This window comes from Billgrantia ethanolica (assembly GCF_021404305.1).
GTDB lineage: Bacteria > Pseudomonadota > Gammaproteobacteria > Pseudomonadales > Halomonadaceae > Halomonas > Halomonas ethanolica.
This window is the reverse complement of sequence record NZ_JABFTX010000003.1, coordinates 639,298-660,295: the sequence shown is the minus strand read 5'-3', so window position 1 is coordinate 660,295 and position 20,998 is coordinate 639,298. Positions and strand designations below refer to the sequence as shown.

The window sequence follows — 20,998 nt, the reverse complement described above, 5'->3', positions numbered from 1 at the left end:
GCCTAGAGTGACACAGCGTCACTAGGTCCAGATTGTGAATACGTATTCATTAATACGACTAAAGTATATTTACATTATTTTCAATTACTTGAAATACCACCTCGGCACCGAATCTCTATGATTAATTGCATACGTATGCCATCTGAACTAGAACTTGCTCTGGGCTTGGCTTATTGGACGGACAAAGACTGCTGAGCCCCCATCGATGCAGATGACAGACACAACGACAACGCGCTCAGCGCAAACGCTGGCTTGATCAGGAGTTTTTCATGAACCGCTTGCAGACCAAGACCCTCACCCTCACCTCCTTGGCAGCCGCCGTCGCCTTGGCCACTTCAACAACCGCTCTTGCCCAGCCAGAGCGAGTCATCGACGTCAGCCTTCCGCTGGGCCCGGAATCCCAGCAAGGCGTTGGCGTTCTCAAGTTCGGCGAGGAGCTGGAGCGCCTCTCGGAAGGCCGCTTGGCTATCGAACCCCACTACGACAACGCCCTCGGTGCAGAACGAGAAGTCGTGGAAGGCATGGGCTTTGGCATCATTGACGCCGGCATCTCTTCCACCGGACCGATGGGGGGCTTCGTCGACCAGTTCATGCTCTTCGACCTGCCCTATGTGTTCGAGAATCATGAGCATGCCTATGCCTTTCTGGACAGCGAGCACGGTGAGTATCTCGCTCAGTTGGCCGAGGAGCACATGAACGTGAAGTTCCTGGCATGGATGGAGAATGGCTTCCGACACAATACGAATTCGGTCCGTCCCCTCGAACATCCCAGCGATCTACGGGGGATCAACCACCGTACCCAGGAGAGCCGCGTTCAGGTCGACACCTGGGAAGCACTGGGTGCCAATGCCACGCCCATGGCCTGGACGGAGGTCTACACCGCGCTGCAGCAGGGAGTGATGGACAGCCAGGAGAACCCTCTGCCCACCATCTACGACGTGAATTTCTATGAAGTTCAGGACTACCTGAACATGACTCAGCACGTCTACTCACCGGCTCCTCTGATGATGAGCCTGGACCTCTTCAACTCATTCAGCGAAGAAGATCAGGCCATCATTATCGAGGCTGCGCAGATAGCGCTTCCCATCCAGCGTGAAGCCAGCCAGGAACTGGAGCAGCGTTACGTCGTGCAGCTTGAAGAGCTGGGCATGACCGTCACACATCCCGATCTCGACCCCTTCCGCGAGGCCGTCGCTCCCGTCATCGAAAAGTGGGCCCCCACCGTCGGTCAGGATCTTGTCGACGCTGCACTCAACTTCGAGTACTGAGCCCACGATGCCCGCAGGGGTACGACTTCCTGCGGGCACTCTACTGATGCATGAGGCAGCCATGAAGACATATCTAATGCTGACCAATAGAGCCATCGAACACTTCAATCGAGTGATTGGCTGGGTGTTGGCAGGTCTCTTGTTGATGATGACCGTCCTCATTTTCTGGCAGGTATTCGCACGATTCGTGGTGGGCCGTCCGCTCTATTTTTCCGACGAGATTGCTCGCTTTTCCATGATCTGGCTGACCTTCCTCGGAGCCGGTTATGCCTATCGTAAGGGGGCGCTGATCTCAGTCGACATCTTGCTGGAATATGCTGGCAAGAAGCTGTCCTGCCTGCTGCGGATCGCCATCATTCTATGTTCCGCCCTGTTCGCCTTCATCATGATCAAGTACGGCTATGAGCTGACGGACCGAGTCTCCAGCCAGACTGCCCCCAGCACCCGCATTTCGATGATGTGGCCCTACATGGCCGTCCCTGCAGGGGGGGTGGTCATTCTGATCAACAGCATTGGGCTGCTAGTGGATGAGGCGCTCGGCGTACCTTACGAGCCCAAGCAGGAGGTGGACTGACCATGGCCATGATCCTGTTTTTCTTGCTGATTTCCCTATTCCTCATCGGCGTACCCATCGCCTTCTCTCTCGGCCTGGCCTCAGCCGTGACCGTATGGCATGGCGATCTGATGCCCATGGTGGTCGTTGCACAGCAGCTCATCGCCTCGGTGAATTCCTTCCCTTTGATGGCGATTCCATTCTTCATCCTGGCAGGGTACTTGATGCAAGGTGGCGGCATCTCCAAGCGCCTTGTCGACTTCTCCAACACACTCGTCGGCAGCATGACGGGGGGGCTGGCGATGGTCGCCATCGTTACCTCACTGTTCTTCGCCGCCATCTCCGGTTCGGGAGCCGCGACCACCGCCGCCATCGGCGCCATCCTGATCCCAGCGATGCTAGCGAAGGGTTACCCCGGCGGCTATGCCGCAGCGAACCAGGCCGCCTCCGGCGCCCTCGGGGTAATCATTCCTCCCAGCATTCCGCTGATCCTCTACGGGATCGCCGCCAACGTCTCGGTAGGCGATATGTTCATAGCCGGTATCCTGCCCGGCATCCTGGTTACCCTCAGCCTTCTGGTATTTGCCTACTTCTTCGCAAAAGCTAACGGCCTGGGGGGCAACGAGAAAAGCTCCTGGACGGAAGTGCTGCGTGCCGGACGCAAGGCGATTTTGGCTATCCTCATGCCGGTGATCATACTGGGGGGCATCTACGGCGGTATCTTCACGCCAACCGAAGCCGCGGTCATCGCGGTGGTGTACTCCTTTCTGGTCGGCTTTGTCATCTACCGGGAGATCAAACTCAGTAGCCTGGTCGATATCCTCAAACAATCGGCCGTCACAACCGCCGTGGTTCTCAGCATCATCGCCGCCGCCGGTCTCTATGGACGAATTCTTCAGCGCCTGAGAGTGCCGAACATGATCTCTGAATACGTCATGTCGGCTATCGACAGCCCCCTTCTCTTCATCATTTTGGCCAACATGCTCCTGCTGATGGCCGGCATGTTCATCGAGGCGGCCGCTGCCATCCTGATTTTCGTGCCGATCTTGCTGCCGATTGCCATCGGCTTTGGCTTCGACCCGGTTCATTTCGGAATCATCATGGTGGTCAACCTCGCCATGGGCATGTTCACCCCACCGGTGGGGCTCAACCTCTTCGTAGCCTCCCAGATCAGCAAGATCGGTATCGCCCGCCTTTCCTGGGCCGTGCTGCCCTTCGTCGGGATTGTGCTCATCAACCTGCTGCTTATCAGCCTGCTGCCTTTCCTTTCCACCTGGCTGCCATCGCTGTAAACCCATTCGAGGAGAAACCATATGAACGTCGTTGAAAGCCTGGCGCCACGCCCTAACCTGAGAGTCCTGATCACGGCAGGCGCGAATGGTATCGGCCTAGCCATTGCCAAGGCCTTTCTGGAGGCCGGAGCGCGCGTACACGTCTGTGATATCGACACCAAAGCGCTAGCTGCCCTGCCCAAAGGCATTACCCATACGCAGGCAGATGTCAGCCAGCACACCGATGTCGACCGGCTCTTCGAGGAGGCCGCCGCCTTGGGCGGGCTCGACGTGGTGGTCAACAATGCCGGGATTGCCGGACCCACCGCGAGCATTGACGAAATCGATGACGAAAGCTGGACCCGAACCATCGATATCAACCTCAACGGCCAGTACCGCGTCGCTCATCGCGCCGCCCCCCTCCTGCGCGAGAGCCAGGGACTGCTGATCAACTTGGCGTCGGTTGCCGGCCGCCTGGGCTTCGCCTATCGCACCCCCTATTCCGCCAGCAAATGGGCCGTGGTCGGCCTGACTAAGAGCCTCGCATGTGAACTCGGCCCCGAGGGAGTGCGGGTAAATGCCATCCTGCCCGGTATCGTCAGCGGGCCACGCATCGAGAAGGTCATCGAAGATCGCGCTGCCAAACGCGGCATCAGCTACGCCGAGATGGAGCAGGAAAACCTGGCCAAGGTTTCCATGCGAAAAATGGTGGAGCCCACCGATATCGCGGCAATGGCACTTTTCCTGTCAGCGCCGGGAGGCGCCAATATCTCAGGCCAGGCGCTGAGCGTCTGTGCCAACGTCGAATCTCTGTGAGCGACGAAGGAGTCACCTAATGACAGCGCGAATAGGTATCGTCGGAGCCGGCCTGATCGGGCGGGCATGGGCCATCGTCTTTGCCAGGGCAGGCATGACCGTAGCTCTCTATGATGTGGATGTCACCGCTCTGGACAAGGCCCGGGAGGCCATCCGCCAATCCCTTGTCGACCTCAAGCAGGCGGGCCTGATCGAGGACGTGGAAGCCCCGTTGGCGTTGATCCAGACGGAGAGCGATCTGCGACGCGCCATGGCAGATGTCGAGTATATCCAGGAGTGCGGCCCCGAGAACATCGCGGCCAAGCGAGGCATCTATGCCGAGCTGGAAGCGGTAGTGGACAGCGATACCGTACTGGCCAGTTCTACTTCGGGCATCGCCGCCTCCCGGTTCACTGATCAACTGAGCCACCCGGAACGCTGCCTGGTAGCGCATCCGGTCAACCCGCCCTACCTGATCCCGTTGGTGGAAGTCGTCCCCACCCCGTCAACGTCGGAGACTGCGGTGAACCACACCATGCGTCTCATGGCGCTGGCTCAGCAGGCTCCCATCATGGTGCGCAAGGAAATCCAAGGATTCATCCTCAACCGTCTGCAAGGCGCCCTGCTCAACGAGGCGCTGCGCCTGTTCCGCGACGGTTATGTCTCCGCCGAGGATCTCGACAAGACCGTCAAGCACGGGCTGGGGCTGCGCTGGTCCTTCATGGGGCCCTTCGAAACCATCGACCTAAATGCGCCGTCCGGCGTGGTCGACTATGGCCAGCGCTATGGCCCCCTATACCGAGATGTAGACCGCCAGCGCGGCGACGACGACCCCTGGGACAGCGTGACGCTCGCCGCACTGGACAAGGAGCGCCGTGAACGGCTGCCGAGCCAAGGGCTCGCCGACCAACAAGCCTGGCGCGACCGTCGACTCATGGCGCTGATGGCGCATCAGCGCACAGTAACCCCTTCCTGACCCCGACGCCCCTAGGAGAGCTCTAATCTATGACTAACAAACGCAAAGTCATCATCACCTGCGCCGTGACCGGCGCCATCCACACCCCTTCCATGTCACCGCACCTGCCGGTTACTCCGGAAGAGATCGCCGAGGCCGGTATCGCTGCAGCCGAGGCTGGCGCCGCCATCCTTCACCTACACGCCCGGGATCCAGAGAATGGCAAGCCAACCCAGGATCCTGCCGTGTTCGAACGATTCCTGCCGCGCATCAAGGGGTCCACGGATGCGGTCATTAACCTCACCACCGGCGGTAGCCCGCACATGACCGTGGAAGAGCGCATGCGTCCAGCCATGGAGTTCAAGCCGGAACTGGCTTCGATGAACATGGGGTCGATCAACTTCGGCCTGTTCCCCATGCTCAACCGCTATGACAACTTTCAGCACGAATGGGAGCGCGCACACCTGGAAAACAGCCGCGACCTGGTATTCAAGAACACCTTCGCCGACATCGAGACCGCCATGACGCTTGGCGGCAAGAACGGCACGCGCTTCGAGTGTGAATGCTACGATATCGGTCACCTCTACAGCCTGCGCAATGTCATGGACCGCGGCATTGTCGGGGGGCGCATCTTCGTGCAGAGCGTGTTCGGCATCCTCGGAGGTATCGGCCCTCACCCAGAAGACGTGATGCACATGCGCCGTACTGCTGACCGGCTGTTCGGCGATGACTATGAATGGTCAGTGCTGGGTGCCGGAAGCAGTCAGATGCGCATCGCTGCGCAGGCGGCAGCCATGGGTGGACATGTTCGCGTGGGGCTCGAGGACTCGCTGTGGCTCTCCCGGGGCAAGCTGGCCGAAAGCAATGCCAGCCAAGTTGCCAAGGTGCGAGAAATTCTAGAAGGCCTATCGCTGGAGATAGCGACCCCCGAAGAAGCCCGTGAGATGCTGCAGTTGAAAGGCGCCGACAAGGTCGGCTTCTAAGGAGACTTGCAGGCTGGGGCAAGCCCACGATCTTCAAATAGTTCCATCGTACTGGTGTGATAAGTCCGGCCCTCTCAGAGAGTGATGAATGAAAAGGAAATCCGTAACCTCCCGCGATGTGGCCAGGCTGGCAGGGGTATCACAGTCGGCGGTGAGTCGCAGTTTTTCATCCGATGCCAAGGTGGCGGACAAAACGCGCAAAAAAGTGATGGCGGCGGCACGCGAGCTGGGATATCGCCCCAATTCGATCGCACGTTCGCTGATCACCCGCTCCAGTCGCACCATTGCCGTGGTCACTTACAGCGTCGAGAACCCTTTCTATGCCTTTATGCTGGAGAAGGCATCACGGTTCTTTCAGCAGCAGGGATATCACCTGCTGCTGTTCTTCGCCCCCTCGGATAGGGGGTTTGCTACGGTCATCGACGATATCATTCGAAGTCAGGTTGAAGGCGTACTGATGCTGGCCATCACTCTAGATGACGCCCAGGCACAAGAAGTGGCGGATTTCGGCATACCGGTAGTCATCATCAACCGCACCGTAAACTATGCGGGAATCAGCCAGGTCGGTAGCGACAACTTCAGTGGTGGGTACTGGGCCGGACGCTACCTCGCCTCACTGGGTCACCAACGCATCGCCTACCTGTCAGGGCTGCCCGACTCTTCTACCGATCAACAGCGGCACGCCGGCTTTATCGAAGGGCTTGCCACCGAAGGCGTCGGCTGCCATGCGCTGGAAGTGGGCAACTACCGCTACACGGATGCCTGTGATGCCACGCGGCGTCTTTTTGCAGCCAAATCGCCACCGGATGCTCTGTTCTGCGCGAACGACGTGATGGCGATTGCCGCGATGGAAACCATCCGCCACGAGTTCGGCCTCACGGTGCCGGATGATGTCTCGGTTATCGGTTTCGACGATGTGCCGATGGCAAGTTGGCCCAGCCACTCCCTGACAACCCTGCAGCAGCCCGTCGATCAGATGATCATGAAAGCCACTGAGCTGCTGATGGCACAGATCCACCAGACAGACACCACACCGGAGCACATCACGCTATCGGTTACGCCTATGCTACGCAGCAGTACTCGGCGCCTGCCGCGCTGCCCCGAGGACAGTTGAAAGGAGGTGCAGCGTGCAGATCTTACTTGCGACGGACAGCTACAAGGACGCCCTACCGGCACGTGACGCCGTCACCGCCCTGGCGGCCGGCATACAGCGAGCCTCGCCAAAGGTGCAGTGGGATGAATGTCCCATGGGGGATTGTGGGGAAGGAACGCTCGATGCCCTGATCGTCTCGACGGGAGCACAGCGGCGTCACCAGTTGGTACAGGATGCCCTGGGAAGAGCCTGCCAGGCAGAGTGGGGCTGGCACGCCGCCACCCGCACAGCCTACATCGAGCTGGCCGAGGCTTGTGGACTCCAACCGCTGGCGCCTCCGGAGCGCACGGCGCTGCATACCTCTACCCATGGCGTGGGTGAGCTGATTCTTGCCGCCCTCGACGCAGGTGCCGAGCGGCTGGTGCTCATGCTCGGCGGCAGCGCAACCAACGGTGCGGGTGCGGGTATGCTGCAGGCCCTGGGCGCCCGGCTGCTGTGACCTTCCCCCTGGTTTAGGTCCGTCATCAATGTGAGAAACCGCTCCTTCAGGCACATTGCTGGGCATAGGCCACGGGTGGCAAATAGCCCAGCGAGCTGTGCGGTCTGACATGGTTGTAGTGGGTTCTCCATTGACTGATTTCGTGTCGTGCATCCGCCAGGCTCAGGAATCAGTGCTGGTTGAGGCCGCTGTCTCGGAACTTGCCGTTGAAGCTCTCGATGAAGGCGTTCTGCGTCGGCTTGCCCGGCTGGATGAACGCCAGTGTTACCTTCCGCTCACGTGACCAGAAGAACATTGCCTTGCTGGTCAGCTCCGGCCCGTTATCGCAAACAATCGAGGCTGGCAGTGAGCGCTGCTGCGCGATCTCGTCGAGGAACCGGGCCAGCCGAGGTCCTGAAATGGACGTGTCCGTCAGTTGCCCGATACACTCGCGGCTAAAGTCGTCCACGATGTTCAGCACGCGAAACCGATGCCCCGAGGCCAACTGATCCGACACGAAGTCCATCGATCAGCGCTGGCTGGGGCGGGCCGGCAGTGGCATCGGTGTCCTTGGCCGAATCAGCCGCTTGCGCCGCCGGCTCCGAACTTGAAGGCCATGCTCACAATACAGCCGGTAGGTACGCTTGCGATTGATCACCAAACCCTCCTGGCGCAACAAGGCATGCAGCAGCAAGTAGCCATAGCGGGGATAGCAGGTCGCCAAGGCTTGTAGGCGGGCCCGAAGCGGCTCATCGTCACGCGGCATGGCCTGGTACCGAGCCACTGATCTCGCCAGGCCCAGCAATCAGCAGACACCTCGCTGGCTGAGCCAGCCGCCTGCCACCAGGTGCTTCACCGCACGCCGCTTCGCTTCGGGCGTCACCACTTTCCCGAGACGATCTCCTTGAGCGCGGCATTGTCGAGGGCGCTTTCCGCCAGCAGGTTCTTGAGCCGGGCGTTCTCGGGCTCCAGCTCGCGCAGGCGCTTGGCCTCCGAGACTTCCATGCCGCTGTACTTGGCCTTCCAGCGGTAGATGGTCTGCTCGGTCACGCCGTTCTGTCGAGCCAGCTCGGCGATCGAGACGCCGCGCTCGTTGGCCTTGAGTATGCTGATGATCTGCTCTTCGGTATGTCGGTTACGCTTCATCGCGAGATCTCCTGCTATCAGGATAATCGTAGCGGAAATCTCACATCGACGGTGGACCGGTTTCTGGGGGAAAGGTCACCTCCAGATAGAGACCGCCCCCATCGGCTAAGCGGTAGGTACTATCGCGGGCTTTGGCGTTGCGCACGCCGGTGGCGGTGGCGGTGGCGGTGGCGGTGGCGGTGGCGGTCAGTTTGTTGGTCTGGCGTTGGCTCATGGGGGCACCAAATGGACATCATGTGGTTGTGCCCCCATTGATGCCCCCTTCGGCGGGGGGCCTGTCAAGAATCATTCTGACATGTCATGAAACCTCGACTAACTCATGAAGCCCATGGTGGCGGGGTTTATGGCTTGTTCTGGGATGGAGCGGGAAGGAAATTTGGTGGGCCCAGCTGGACTCGAACCAGCGACCAAGGGATTATGAGTCCCCTGCTCTAACCAACTGAGCTATAGGCCCTGCATTGCGCCGCCGTATGATAGCGAAAGCTGGTGGGCGTGGCCAGAGCCTGGGCGGCGGCAAATTCGCGCCGCTGCGTCGGGCACTTCCCGGCGTTTGGCGTGTCTTCTGGGTGAGCCTTTCGCTCCTGGAGACGCACCGCTCATGAAACGCCTTTTCGCTTCTTTCTCGCTGTTGCCGCTGGGCGCCACCGCCCTGCTGTTTGCCCTGCCGCTTTCCGCCTGGGAGCTCGACCCGGAGCGTTCGCGGGTGTCGGCCACCGTGATGCAGATCGCCCCCGACGGCCCCATTCCCCGCCAGCACGAGGTGCGCAGGCTGAGCGGCAGTGCCAGTACGAACGGCACCCTGGAGCTGCCGCTGCGGCTCAACCAGAGCGACGTGGTGGAGCGGCTGGGGCCGCTGCCGCCGTGGCTCTCCGGCCTGACCGAGCGGCCCATGGCCACCCTGACCACCCAGTTTCCGCCCGAGCGGCTGGAGCGGCTCGAGGTGGGTGAGTCGCTGGTGGAAACCCTGACGATGACGGTACGTTCAGGAAACAACGTACGCCAGGAGTCGCTGCCGGTACGCTTCACCAAGAGAAGCAGTGCCGAGGTGCAGGTGACCAACGCCGAGCGGGTGGCGCTGGATGGCCAGGCGCTAATGGCGGACCCCACCCTGCGCTCGGTGATGCTGCTGCTCGGTTACGAGCAAATCGGCGATGAGGTGCCGGTCAGGCTCGATGCCCTGCTGGTGAGGTAATCTGCTGATGAGGTAAGGGCACTGGCGCCTGCGTTGCCGGCCCTGCCCCCGCTGGGCTAAATTTGTACTGGACTAGGGTTCGTTAAGCAGTCCGACGTCGAAACGGCTCGACCTGGAGGGTCATCGGGGCCGTTTCGATCCTGAACCATGGGCAGAGGTGGGAGACCGTGCCCGAGTTCGAGCTGTATCAGCTGCAGTTCCTCTACGGTGCCGGGGTCATGCTGCTGCTGAGTCTTACGCTGTTCGTCGGCATCACTCTGTTCAGCGAGCCACCGGAGCGGGAAGCGCTCAAGGAATACGTCTGGTCCCGCGCGGCCTGGCACGAGGAATCACGCGAGCTGGCCGACAAGCCGCTGTGGAAGAACTACCGTGTGCTGGCCGGCCCGCTTGCGGTGGTCACCGTGGTTTGGGTGGCCCTGTTCATCTAGCGAGACTGCCGCTAGGCAGAGCCCAGCACCTCGCTCTCCTCCAGCGCCCCGGTCTGCACCCGCCACTGCGCGGCGTAACGGCCGCCGCGCTGGAGTAGCTCGGCATGGCTGCCCTGCTCCACCACCCGGCCGCCGTCGACGACCACGATCTCGTCGGCGTGAACGATGGTGGAGAGCCGGTGGGCGATCATGATCACGGTGCGACCGTGGCCGATCTTGGCCAGCGAGCGCTGGATGGCCGCCTCGGTTTCGTTGTCCACCGCGCTGGTGGCCTCGTCGAGTACCAGGATCGGCGGGTCCTTGAGTAGCGCCCGAGCCAGCGAGAGGCGCTGACGCTGGCCGCCGGAGAGGCGCACGCCGCGCTCGCCCACGGCGGTGTCGAGCCCCTGGGGCAGCGCCTGGATGAACTCCCAGGCCTCGGCGATGCGCGCCGCCTCGATCACCGCTTCTTCGCTGGCATCGGGCTTGCCGTAGGCGATGTTGTCGCGGATCGAACCCTCGAACAGATAGACGTCCTGACTCACCAGACCGATGGCCTGGCGCAGCGAGGCAAGGCTCACCTCGCTGATCGGCTGACCGTCGATGCGCACCTCGCCGGCCGAGGGGTCGTAGAAGCGCAGCAGCAGCTTCATCAGGGTCGACTTGCCGGAGCCGGTGGCGCCCACCAGGGCCAGGGTATTGCCGGCAGGCACGTGCAGGCTGATGCCATCGACGCCGACACCGCTCGCTGCGTAGCGGAAGCTTACGTTATCGAAGCTCACCTCGCCGCGCACCGGCTCGGCCAGCGGCTGGCCTTCGTTGTCCTTCACCGTGATCGGTACCGCCAGCAGGTCGAGGATGCGCCGCGTGCTGGCCATGGCGCGTTCGAACAGGTCGATCACCTCGGCGAGGCCGGTGAGCGGCCACAGCAGGCGCTGGGTGAGGAACACCAGCACGCCGTAGGCGCCCACGTTGAGGTCGCCGCGCAGCGCCAGCATGCCGCCCACGGTGAAAGTGGCCAGAAAGCCGGCCAGGATCGCCATGCGGATCACCGGGATGAAGGCGGAGCTGACCCGGATGGCGCGGCGGTTGGCCTCTACGTAGGCCTCACTGACCGTGCGCAGCCGCTCGGCCTCACGCGCCTCGCTGGTGAAGCTCTTGATGGTGGCGATACCGGCCAGGTTGTTGGAGAGCCGGCTGGCGAGATCGCCCACCTTCTCGCGCACGTCGGCGTAGAGCGGACCGGCCTTGCGCTGAAAAAAGAACGCTCCCCAGATGATCAGCGGGATCGGCGTGAAGGCGAGCAGCGCAATCAAGGGCGAGATGACGAAGAACACCGCGCCCACCGCCACCACGGTGACGCCGACCTGGATCAGCGAGTTGGCGCCGCCGTCCAGAAAGCGCTCGAGCTGGTTGACGTCGTCGTTCATGGTCGCCACCAGTTGGCCCGAGCTCTTCGACTCGAAATAGGCCATGTCGAGACGCTGGGCGTGCTCGTAGGTGTCCAGGCGCATGTCGGCCTGCAGCCGCTGGGCCAGGTTGCGCCACAGGATCTTGTAGAGATATTCGAAGATCGACTCGCCGGCCCAGATGAAGAAGGTGAGCACGGCGAGCACCAGGATCTGCTCCTGGGGCGTGGTGAAGCCGAGCCGGGCGACGAAGCTGCGCTCCTGGTTGACCACAACGTCGATGGCCACGCCGATGAGGATCTCGGGGGCGATATCGAAGATCTTGTTGATTACCGAGCAGGTGGTGGCGGCAACGATGCGGCGCCGATAGCCGCGCGCATAGCGCAGCAGACGCACCAGCGCATGGAAACTGTTGGCAGAAGCGTTGGCTGACATGAGAGATTCCTGGCGAACAAGATTCGCAGCTTAACGGTTTCACCCATTTGCACCAAGGCAGCGACATGCGGCGAGCTTGCATCGCCACCGCACTCTTCACGACAATACTGGGCTTTCTCACCGCCAAGGATGCTCGATGATCCCCGATCTCTTCGCCGTCATGGCCCCCATTCTGGCCGGTGCCGGACTGGGCTTCACGTGGATCCGCCTGGGACATCCCTTTCCCGTCGACTTCGTCACCCGCCTGGTCTTCAACATCGGCACGCCGGCCCTGGTCATCGCCTCGCTCACAGGGGCCGACATCGATGCCGGCAGCTTCGGGCGCACCATGCTGGCCGCCGCCCTGGTCATGACGCTGATGGGCGGCGCCACCTTCGCCATGGCACGCCTGCTGAAACAGGATTGGCGTGTGCTGCTGGCACCGATGATGTACCCCAACACCGGCAACATGGGCCTGCCGGTGGTGCTCTACGCCTTCGGCAGCTCGGGTTTCGCTTTCGGCATCACGGTGATGGTCACGGTCTCGCTGTTTCAGTTCACCATCGGCGCCATCTTCGCCAGCACCGGCAACCCTTTGAAGACTCTGCTCAGGACGCCTACGGTTTACGCTATCCTGATAGCACTGACCCTGCTGCTGACCGATACCGGACTGCCGCTTTGGCTGGACAACAGCGTCGATCTGATCTCGGGTTTCACGGTGCCGCTGATGCTGATCACGCTGGGCGTATCGCTGGCCAGCATCAAGGTGAAGAACCTCAAGACGGGCATCGGATTCAGCCTGCTGCGCATCCCCATCGCCGCGCTGTTGGCCTGGGGTATCGGCACACTGCTGAACCTGCCGCCGTTGGCACTCAGCATCCTGATACTGCAAATGTGCATGCCGGTAGCGGTGTTCAACTACCTATTCGCTCAGCGCGCCAAGCGAGAGCCGGAGTATGTCGCCAGCCTGGTGTTCTGCTCGACGTTGCTGGCGCTGTTCTACTTGCCCATTCTGCTGGCTATTCTGATGTAGCCGGCAAGCGGGACCGAGGGGTGAAGGGAACACCCCGGCTGCACCACAGTCTCTATTCTTTGGGGCGGCAAAGAAATGCAAGGGAGGAAGTCATGCACGAAGCAAGCAAGCCATTGTCCATCGCTGTGCTGGCAGGTATCGCGACATGCGGCACTGCTCTGGCCACCGTAGCGGTCGGCGCCGAAGTCATCGAAGAGAGTCTCTCCACCGAACACTTGGAATTGCGCCTGGAGCGCATCGCCGATGGCCTCGAGAACCCCTGGGCGGTGACCATGCTGCCCGACGGGCGCTTTCTGGTCACCGAGCGACCGGGACGCCTGGCGCTGATCGACGAGGACGGCAACATCACGCATCTCGAGGGCGTGCCCGAGGTCAGCGCTCAAGGTCAGGGTGGCCTGCTCGACGTCACGCTGCACCCTCGCTATGGCGACGGTGAGCACGACTGGCTCTACTTCAGCTGGAGCAAGCCCGGCGACGGCGGCACGGCAACGGCCTTGAGCCGCGCCAGACTGAGCGACGATGCCCTAAGCGACGTCGAGACGCTATTCGAACAGGACCGCTTCTCCGGCCCCGGGCGGCACTATGGCTCACGACTCGCCTGGCTGCCCGACGAGACCCTGCTGATGTCCATCGGCGACCGGGGCACACCCGAGCGCGCCCAGGCAGCAGACGATCATGCCGGCAGCGTGCTGCGGCTGGCCGCCGACGGCAGCGTCCCCGACGACAACCCCTTCACCGACGATGACGCCACCCTCGCCGAAATTTTCACCCTCGGCAACCGCAACATTCAGGGCATGGTGGTGACCGAACAGGGCGAGGTCTGGGCCACCGAACACGGCCCCTTCGGCGGTGACGAGCTCAATCTCATCGTCGCAGGAGAAAACTACGGCTGGCCCGAGGTCAGCCAGGGGCGCGACTACGGCACCCGCGAGCCCATCGGTGAGGACTCCCTGCCGGGAATGCAGGATCCGATCCACGTCTTCGAAGCTCCCTTCGCCCCCTCCGGCCTGGCTCAGGTGACCTCGGCCACGTTCGGCGAATGGAAGGGGGACCTGCTGGCCGGCGGGCTGCGTGGCGAGCGGCTATACCGCTTGTCGATCGAGGGCGAACAAGTGGCCGACAGCGAAGTGGTGCTGGATGGGCAGATCGGACGCATCCGCGGCGTGCACCAGGGACACGATGGCGCCATCTACCTGATCAACGACGAAGCGCAAGGCAGCCTCTACCGGCTGAGGCCGGTGGAGTGATTCCAGCGCGGCACCGGCCCGTGTGGGCCGGTGCCGCATTCGTCTAACGCTGCCTGCGAGATGCCATGCGCCTACGCAATCTCATCCTCATTACCGTCATAGCACCGCTGTTCCTCGTGCTGCTGATCTTCAGCCTGGTGGCCATCAAGTCGCTAGAGGACAACGTGCGCACTCGCCTCGAGCGGGAAGTCCAAGTCATCACCAACGTCATCGGCACGACCCTCAGCCATGCCCTCAGTCGCAACGCCACCGAGCCGCTCGAGGAGTCGCTCTATTCCGCGTTCTCCTTCCATCGCATCTACGGCGCCTATGTCTTCGATGCCAACGGGCGCGAGATATACGGGCTTGGCCTGGGGCAGGCCCTGTTCAGCCCCGAGACCATCCGCGAAGTCGCCGAGCGCGGCGAGATGCGCGCGGCCTATCGCGAACACGACGGCTGGCATTACTACTCCGCTTTGAAACCGCTGTTGTCCAATACCGGCGAGGTGCAGGGTGTGCTGCAGGTCAACCGGCTCAACACCGGGATCGAGAACTACACCGGTTTTCTCAGCCAACTGGCGCTGCTGGCGTTCGTCGTCGGCGCGGCCGGGATAGTGCTGGGTATCTGGTGGGGCTTTCGGCGTCATATCGAGCGCCCGCTGGAGCGGCTGCTGTCTGTCATGCAGCGGGTGGAGGCCGGCGACCGGGAGCAGCGTGCCGAAGCCGAGGGACCACAAGAGTACGAACGCCTGGCGGTGGCCCTCAATGGCATGCTCGATGCCATGGCCGAGAAGGACGCCGATATCGAGACACGTCGGCGCAAGGAGATCGAACTCGAGAAGCGCCTGCGCAAGTCGAAGAAGCTCGCCGAGCTCGGTGTGCTGGCGGCGGGCGTCGCCCACGAGATAGGCGCACCGCTAACGGTAATCAACGGCCAGGCACAGCGCCTCTCGCGACGCGAGACGCTCACCGATGCAGATCGCACCCGACTTGGGCGCATACGCAGCGAGGTGGAGCGTATCGTCGAGATCGTGCGCCAGCTGATGGAGCTGGGCCGGCGCCACAACGTCGAGAAGGAGCCGCTGCAGCTCGCCGGCCTGCTCGAGACCACCCGCGAGCTGGTCGAGGAGGACTTCGAACAGAGTGACATACGCCTCGAGTTCGACCTGCCCGTGACGACGCCGCCATTACTGGCCAACGGCCAGCAGCTGATACAGGTACTGACCAACTTGCTGCGCAACGCGGCACAGGCCAAGGGCGTCGAACGCGTGCGCATCCGCGTACGGAACAAGGAGAATTGGTTGACACTGTGGATAGAGGACGATGGCCCCGGCATCGCCGATCAGGACAAACCAAAAGTCTTCGACCCATTCTTTACCACCAAGCCCGTGGGTCAGGGCAGCGGCCTGGGATTATCCATGGTACATCGAATCATTAACGATCATGGCGGCACTGTCGGTGTTTACGACAGCGAGCTGGGGGGAGCCGGCTTCGAGATCGGGCTGCCACTGAACGATAGCGAGGAAGGAGGGACTGCCACGTGACAGGAAGCCACACCCAATCCGACCTGCCGATACTGGTCGTCGAGGATGACGCCGCCATCCTGGAGCTGCTCGAGGAGGAGCTGCAGGAAGCCGGCTACCAGACGCTCGGTGTCGGCAGCGCCGAGGAAGCCATGCTCACCTTGAGCCACAGCGAAGTGGCCATGATCATCAGTGACGTGCGCTTGCCCGGCATGAGCGGCATGCAGCTGCTCGAGCAGCTTCGCCAGGAGGGCAGCCGGATCGGTTTCATCGTGATCACCGCGTTTGGCACCATCGACCAGGCCGTGGAGGCGCTGAAGATCGGTGCCGACGACTTTCTGACCAAACCGCTCGATCTGGAAAGCGTGGGCGAAGCGGTCTATCGCGTGCTGGAGAACCGGCGTCTGGCCGAGCGCTTCCAGCAGGGCGAGGCGCCCGGTCATTTCCATGGCATCGTCGGGGAGAGCGAGACGATGCAGGCACTGTTCCACGATGCGGCACGCCTGGCCAAGAGCGACGCGCCGATTCTGATCCTGGGCGAGAGCGGCACCGGCAAGGAGCTGCTGGCACGTGCCATTCATGCCGAAAGCCTCCGCGCCGCCGAGCCCTTCATCGCCGTCAACTGCGCCAGCATTCCTTCGGAACTGATGGAGAGCGAGTTCTTCGGCCACGTGAAGGGGGCCTTCACCGGAGCCAGCGATTCACGCCAGGGCCTGTTTCAGGCGGCCAACGGCGGCAGCCTGTTCCTCGATGAGATCGGCGAGATGTCGCCTGGCCTGCAGGCCAAACTGCTGCGCGCCCTACAGGAGAAGATGGTCAAGGCCGTGGGGGCCGAGAAGGAAGAGTCGGTGGACGTGCGCATCATCGCCGCCACTCACCGTGACCTCGAGCAGGAGATCGAGAGCGGGAATTTCCGCAGCGACCTGTTCTACCGACTGGAGACCTTCTCCCTGCGCATTCCGTCGCTGCGCGAACGCCAGGGCGACATCGAACGCCTGGTGTCGGCGCTGATCGAGAAGCACGCCACGGCCCAAGGCAAGCGCATCGAAAGTGTAGAGCCCACGGCGCTGCAGATCCTGCTCGACTACCCATACCCGGGCAACGTGAGAGAGCTCGAGAATGCCATCATGCGGGCGGTGACCCTGGCCGAGGAGGGGCTGCTCAGCCACGCCGACTTGCCGGAGCGTATTCGCCAGCATGGCCAGGAGCAGCGCGGCGTGGTGCGCCAGATCGAAACCGGCAGCGCTCTGGTAGCTCGAAGTCAGCAGAGCTGGCCAAGTCTCGAGGAAGTCGAGAAACGCTATATCCAGAAGGTTCTGGAAGCCACTGGGGGTAACAAGCGCCGCACGGCGGATATCCTGGGGATCGCCAGACGCACACTCTATCGGCGGCTGGAGGAAGATTGACGATCATTCAGGCGTTGCGACCGAGATCATAAAGCGACCGAAAACGTAAAAAGGCCCCCGTGGGAGCGCGGGGGCGAAGTACGCCATGCAACTCGACTGACGGTGCAAGGGGGGAGGGTGGCGGGCCGTCAGCCAATTGCGACGCGTCATGCTCGGAGGGGAAGAGGCTCGGCGTCCATTACGTTGCCTCTTCCATCCTCGGCAGCGAACTCGGTTACTTCCCTGTTCGTCCGCTGCCAGCGTCGGCTCGATTACTGGTTACTAGTGCTACCAGCGGCACCCGGGCCGATTTCCTCTTCCGGAGAGGTCGCATCGTAACCGTCGTTGCCCGGCATCGGCTCGGTGCCTTCACCGAAGCCAGCCTCACCTTCCTGCTGCATACCCGGAGCGGCCGGATCAGCACCCGGTGCTACGCCATCTTCCATCGGAGCGGGGTCGGCCCCGGGCCCACCAGGCGCTGCATCAGTGCCCGGAGTAGGCTCGGCACCAGGTGCGCCGTCAGTGGCACCGGGCATGGTCTCAGCCCCCGGATCAGTTTGCATACCCGGGTCGGTTTGCATACCCGGCGCAGTACCGGGCGCTGCCTCGGTGCCGGTATCCGGGAAGGCCGGATCGGCTTCACCCGGGGCCACACCATCTTCCATGGGAGCCGGGTCGGCACCCGGACCTGTGCCGGCCCCCGGCGCGGCGTCAGTACCCGGCGTGGGCTCTGCACCCGGAGCGCCTTGAACGGCTTCAGCCGGATCTTGGGCTTGTTCTTGAGTCTGGAACTCGTCCTGCTGAGTCTGGGTCTGCTGGGCCAGTGCGAACGGGCTAGCGGTCAGCCCCATGGTCACACCAACAATGCCTAGCTTCTTCAGAAATTCCTTGGACATCATGATTCCACCTCCTGCGGTATCGCCTTGCGCGAAATGTAATGGGCATCCTGCCCTGAGCCGCCATCGTCCCGATGGCGGCACGAAGCGAAAGGGGTCAGATCGAAGGATCAGTTACCACCTTGCTCTTCTTCCTCTTCAACCAAGGGATCGTCGACCTGTCCTTGGTCCATGGTGTCCTGTTCACCGTCGAACTCTTCCTCGAGCTCATCCTCATCGGGAACCGGCTCTTGCTCGGCTTCAGGCAGCGGATCCTGCTCAGGCGTTACATCGCCCATGCCCTCCGGGCTATCCTCGGCCCCGGTAATCGGCTCTGCCGAGCCGTCGCCAGCGGCCGTATCGGTCTGATCAATGCCGGGATCGGCCGTGGTGTCCTGCATCGGGGAAGTCTGCTCTTCCATTGCCGGACTCTCCTGCTCGACAGGCGGCACGTCATCGTCGTTGCCGCAACCAGCAAGAGACAGCGTACCTAGCGCCAGAGCCACTGCCGAGGCCAAGGCTGTCATCTGCCTGGCAGGTTTGCTTGCACGCGTTCTATGGCTCATCTGGGTTCCTCTCCCTGATTGATTCATCCTCACCTAGATATCAGCACATGGCGTGCCACTCTTCCAGTTAATTCTTATAACGTATAAAAAACAATGATTTATATAAAAATAAGACGATAAAAAGGTTCTGAGAAACGACATGAAGGGTGACTCAAACTGACACATGGGCAGCTTTGCCACAGCTTGAACCGACTGCCCACGACAAGCAGGGAGACGTCACGACGTCTCCCTGCTCGTCTTGCCGAAGCGTGAGATGGTTTATTCCGGTGTGACGCCTCGCAGCCGCTCACTGCGTCGACGCAGCAGCTCCAGCGTCGTCAGCAGCAACATGGAGAGCAGTACCAGCAGCGTGGCGACGGCGAGGATCGTCGGGCTGATCTGCTCGCGGATGCCGGACCACATCTGGATCGGCATGGTGCGCTGCTCGGGACCGGAAATGAACAGCACCACCACCACTTCATCGAAGGAGGTGATGAAGGCGAACAGAGCACCGGATACGACCCCGGGGGTAACCAGCGGCAACACGACCTTGAAGAAGGTTCGCGTCGGATTGGCGCCCAGGCTGTGGGCCGCCTTGATCAAGGTCGTATCGAAGCTCGACAGCGTCGCCGTCACGGTGATGACGACGAAGGGAATCCCGAGTGCGGTATGCGCCAGAATCACGCCGAGATAGGTCTGGGCCAGATTGACCTTGGAGAAGAAGAAGAACATGGCGGCTGCAGAGATGATCAGCGGTACGATCATCGGCGAGATCAGCAGCGCCATGATGACACTGCGAGCCGGCATGTGGCGGCTCGACAGCCCCAGTGCCGCGATCGTGCCCAGGATAGTGGCCAGGATCGTCGAAGCGATGCCGATGATGAAGCTGTTCTTGATCGCGTGCAGCCAGGCTCGTGAGGTGAAGAAATCCTGGTACCAGCGCAGCGAGTAACCCGCCGGATCGAGAGACAACATCTCCTGGGAGAAGGTGAAGTAAGGCTGCGCATTGAAGGACAGCGGGATGATGATCAGCAGCGGCCCCACCAGGAACAGGAAGATGAGCGCGCAGATGCCGAGGAACACGTAGTGCCAGATGCGCTCGCCGCGGGTGGCATAGGAAGGTATGGCCATCGTTTACCCCAACTTGACCTTGTCGACGCCGATCAGGCGATTGAAGACCAGATAGAACACCACCACCACGAACAGCAGAATCGAGGCGATTGCCGCCGCCAGGCCCCAGTTGAGAGAAGTCTGCATGTGGTAGGCAATGTAGTTGGTGATGAAGCGCCCCGACTGCCCGCCGACCAGCGCCGGAGTGATGTAGTAGCCGATCGACAGGATGAACACCAGAATCCCCCCGGCGGCGATGCCCGGAATGGTGAGCGGGAAGTAGACGCGCCGGAAGCACAGGAAGGGGCGGCCACCCAGTGAACGCGCCGCACGCATGTAGCTCGGCGGGATGGTCTTCATCACCGAGTACAGCGGCAAAATCATGAACGGCAGCAGAATGTGGGTCATGGCGACGATGGTGCCGGTCTTGTTGTGGATCATCTGCCAGCGCGCATCATCGGCGACCACCCCGACGGCGACCATCAGGTCGTTGAGCACCCCTTGCGACTGCAGAATGGCAATCCAGGTCGTCGTGCGCACCAGCAGCGACGTCCAGAACGGCAGCAGCACCAGGATCATCAGCAGGTTGGAATAGCGCAGCGGCAGGCTGGCCAGGAGGAAGGCCACGGGATAGCCAAGCAGCAGCGTCAGGCCCGTGATGACCAGGCTCATCCACAGCGTGCGCCAGAACAGAGTGACGTGCAGGCGCTGGGATTCGGGAGCGCGAACGATCTCGCCATCAGGCGTGAGCTGGCGGTCCACCGCCGCCAAGTAGTAGCTGATCGTCAGCGGCGAGGCCTCGCGCTGGATCAGCTTCCAGGTATCGAGCTCGCCCCAGGTGTCATTGAGTTCGATCAGCGCTTCACGGTAGGGCGGCTCGAGCGCGCCAAGGCCGCGGGCAGTGCGGGTGATGGTCGAACGCATGCCCGACTTCTCGTAGTTCAAGCGGCTCGACAGCAGCCCCAGGTTACGTGCTTGCTGCCCTTCACGCAGATCCTCGGCCAGCGCCGCGAAGACCTCCTCCCCGGGCAGCGACTCTCTGTCCCAGCCCTCCAGGGCCTCGACGGTGCGCGAAAGGTGAGTCGATACTTCGGGGTTGTCGACGCTGCGCCACAGCATCTCGAAGATGGGCATGACGAAGGCGACAACGAGAAACAGCAGCAGCGGCGATACCAGCAGGAAAGCCTTGATCTTCGAGCGTCTCACGGCGCGGCGCAGGCTGACCTTGAGCGGCACGCCATCAGCAGTGGTCAACGGGGTTGCAGGAGAATCGGACACTCTGGCCCTCCGGAAGGCAGCATGACGACGAAGGCAGTGGTTAGCGCCGCCCGGTCAGC

The 20,998-nt window shown here is 62.0% G+C and carries 20 protein-coding genes, 1 tRNA gene and 1 pseudogene; 14 read left to right on the top strand and 8 right to left on the bottom strand.

What is annotated here, in order from left to right:
- Nucleotides 1-269 precede the first annotated feature (269 nt).
- From HOP53_RS16315 to HOP53_RS16280, 8 genes are all read left to right on the top strand, one after another.
- Complete coding sequence (locus HOP53_RS16315; protein WP_234271001.1) at nucleotides 270-1,268, top strand: DctP family TRAP transporter solute-binding subunit; 999 nt, start codon at nucleotides 270-272, stop codon at nucleotides 1,266-1,268.
- Between the two features lie 61 nt (nucleotides 1,269-1,329).
- On the top strand, nucleotides 1,330-1,842 hold the full coding sequence (locus tag HOP53_RS16310; RefSeq protein WP_234271000.1) for a TRAP transporter small permease: 513 nt from the start codon (nucleotides 1,330-1,332) through the stop codon (nucleotides 1,840-1,842).
- A gap of 2 nt (nucleotides 1,843-1,844) precedes the next feature.
- Nucleotides 1,845-3,113, top strand: coding sequence for a TRAP transporter large permease (locus HOP53_RS16305; RefSeq protein ID WP_234270999.1), 1,269 nt, complete (start codon nucleotides 1,845-1,847; stop codon nucleotides 3,111-3,113).
- Nucleotides 3,114-3,134: 21 nt separating this feature from the next.
- On the top strand, nucleotides 3,135-3,908 hold the full coding sequence (locus tag HOP53_RS16300) for an SDR family oxidoreductase (protein ID WP_234270998.1): 774 nt from the start codon (nucleotides 3,135-3,137) through the stop codon (nucleotides 3,906-3,908).
- A gap of 19 nt (nucleotides 3,909-3,927) precedes the next feature.
- Nucleotides 3,928-4,863 (top strand): 3-hydroxyacyl-CoA dehydrogenase, encoded by a 936-nt coding sequence (locus HOP53_RS16295; protein ID WP_234270997.1) that lies wholly within the window; start codon nucleotides 3,928-3,930, stop codon nucleotides 4,861-4,863.
- A gap of 29 nt (nucleotides 4,864-4,892) precedes the next feature.
- A complete protein-coding gene (kce, locus tag HOP53_RS16290; protein ID WP_234270996.1) occupies nucleotides 4,893-5,825 on the top strand; it encodes a 3,5-dioxohexanoate:acetyl-CoA acetone transferase in 933 nt (310 codons plus the stop codon).
- Between the two features lie 88 nt (nucleotides 5,826-5,913).
- Nucleotides 5,914-6,939, top strand: coding sequence for a LacI family DNA-binding transcriptional regulator (locus tag HOP53_RS16285; RefSeq protein WP_234270995.1), 1,026 nt, complete (start codon nucleotides 5,914-5,916; stop codon nucleotides 6,937-6,939).
- Nucleotides 6,940-6,952: 13 nt separating this feature from the next.
- Complete coding sequence (locus tag HOP53_RS16280; protein ID WP_338073306.1) at nucleotides 6,953-7,417, top strand: glycerate kinase; 465 nt, start codon at nucleotides 6,953-6,955, stop codon at nucleotides 7,415-7,417.
- 46 nt (nucleotides 7,418-7,463) lie between these two features.
- Here HOP53_RS16280 and HOP53_RS16275 read toward each other — a convergent pair.
- From HOP53_RS16275 to HOP53_RS16265, 3 genes and pseudogenes are all read right to left on the bottom strand, one after another.
- Nucleotides 7,464-8,542 (bottom strand): annotated as a pseudogene (locus tag HOP53_RS16275) (IS3 family transposase).
- Nucleotides 8,543-8,582: 40 nt separating this feature from the next.
- Nucleotides 8,583-8,756, bottom strand: a complete 174-nt coding sequence (locus HOP53_RS16270) for an Arm DNA-binding domain-containing protein (protein ID WP_234270994.1) — start codon at nucleotides 8,754-8,756, stop codon at nucleotides 8,583-8,585.
- 163 nt (nucleotides 8,757-8,919) lie between these two features.
- Nucleotides 8,920-8,996 (bottom strand) — tRNA-Ile (locus tag HOP53_RS16265).
- Nucleotides 8,997-9,140: 144 nt separating this feature from the next.
- Between HOP53_RS16265 and HOP53_RS16260 the strand changes: the two genes are divergently transcribed.
- Both HOP53_RS16260 and HOP53_RS16255 read left to right on the top strand, forming a co-directional pair.
- Nucleotides 9,141-9,734: a hypothetical protein gene (locus HOP53_RS16260; RefSeq protein ID WP_010629576.1), complete on the top strand. Its 594-nt coding sequence runs from the start codon at nucleotides 9,141-9,143 to the stop codon at nucleotides 9,732-9,734.
- Between the two features lie 167 nt (nucleotides 9,735-9,901).
- The gene (locus tag HOP53_RS16255) at nucleotides 9,902-10,162 is read left to right on the top strand and encodes a hypothetical protein (protein WP_234270993.1); all 261 of its coding nucleotides are present in this window, start codon (nucleotides 9,902-9,904) and stop codon (nucleotides 10,160-10,162) included.
- A gap of 11 nt (nucleotides 10,163-10,173) precedes the next feature.
- Here the strand turns inward: HOP53_RS16255 and HOP53_RS16250 are convergent, their stop codons facing one another.
- Nucleotides 10,174-11,985, bottom strand: coding sequence for an ABC transporter ATP-binding protein (locus HOP53_RS16250; protein ID WP_234270992.1), 1,812 nt, complete (start codon nucleotides 11,983-11,985; stop codon nucleotides 10,174-10,176).
- A gap of 136 nt (nucleotides 11,986-12,121) precedes the next feature.
- Between HOP53_RS16250 and HOP53_RS16245 the strand changes: the two genes are divergently transcribed.
- From HOP53_RS16245 to HOP53_RS16230, 4 genes are all read left to right on the top strand, one after another.
- On the top strand, nucleotides 12,122-12,997 hold the full coding sequence (locus HOP53_RS16245; RefSeq protein WP_234270991.1) for an AEC family transporter: 876 nt from the start codon (nucleotides 12,122-12,124) through the stop codon (nucleotides 12,995-12,997).
- 92 nt (nucleotides 12,998-13,089) lie between these two features.
- Complete coding sequence (locus HOP53_RS16240; protein ID WP_234270990.1) at nucleotides 13,090-14,244, top strand: PQQ-dependent sugar dehydrogenase; 1,155 nt, start codon at nucleotides 13,090-13,092, stop codon at nucleotides 14,242-14,244.
- A gap of 65 nt (nucleotides 14,245-14,309) precedes the next feature.
- The gene (locus HOP53_RS16235) at nucleotides 14,310-15,767 is read left to right on the top strand and encodes a sensor histidine kinase (protein WP_234270989.1); all 1,458 of its coding nucleotides are present in this window, start codon (nucleotides 14,310-14,312) and stop codon (nucleotides 15,765-15,767) included.
- Nucleotides 15,764-17,152 (top strand): sigma-54-dependent transcriptional regulator, encoded by a 1,389-nt coding sequence (locus HOP53_RS16230; RefSeq protein WP_234270988.1) that lies wholly within the window; start codon nucleotides 15,764-15,766, stop codon nucleotides 17,150-17,152. Before HOP53_RS16235 ends, HOP53_RS16230 begins: the two co-directional genes overlap by 4 nt.
- A gap of 251 nt (nucleotides 17,153-17,403) precedes the next feature.
- Here the strand turns inward: HOP53_RS16230 and HOP53_RS16225 are convergent, their stop codons facing one another.
- The 4 genes from HOP53_RS16225 to HOP53_RS16210 form a co-directional block, all read right to left on the bottom strand.
- On the bottom strand, nucleotides 17,404-18,030 hold the full coding sequence (locus HOP53_RS16225) for a hypothetical protein (protein WP_234270987.1): 627 nt from the start codon (nucleotides 18,028-18,030) through the stop codon (nucleotides 17,404-17,406).
- A 107-nt stretch (nucleotides 18,031-18,137) separates the two neighbouring features.
- The gene (locus HOP53_RS16220) at nucleotides 18,138-18,572 is read right to left on the bottom strand and encodes a hypothetical protein (protein ID WP_234270986.1); all 435 of its coding nucleotides are present in this window, start codon (nucleotides 18,570-18,572) and stop codon (nucleotides 18,138-18,140) included.
- 258 nt (nucleotides 18,573-18,830) lie between these two features.
- On the bottom strand, nucleotides 18,831-19,682 hold the full coding sequence (locus HOP53_RS16215; protein WP_234270985.1) for an ABC transporter permease: 852 nt from the start codon (nucleotides 19,680-19,682) through the stop codon (nucleotides 18,831-18,833).
- Nucleotides 19,683-19,685: 3 nt separating this feature from the next.
- A complete protein-coding gene (locus HOP53_RS16210; protein WP_234270984.1) occupies nucleotides 19,686-20,939 on the bottom strand; it encodes an ABC transporter permease in 1,254 nt (417 codons plus the stop codon).
- Nucleotides 20,940-20,998 lie beyond the last annotated feature (59 nt).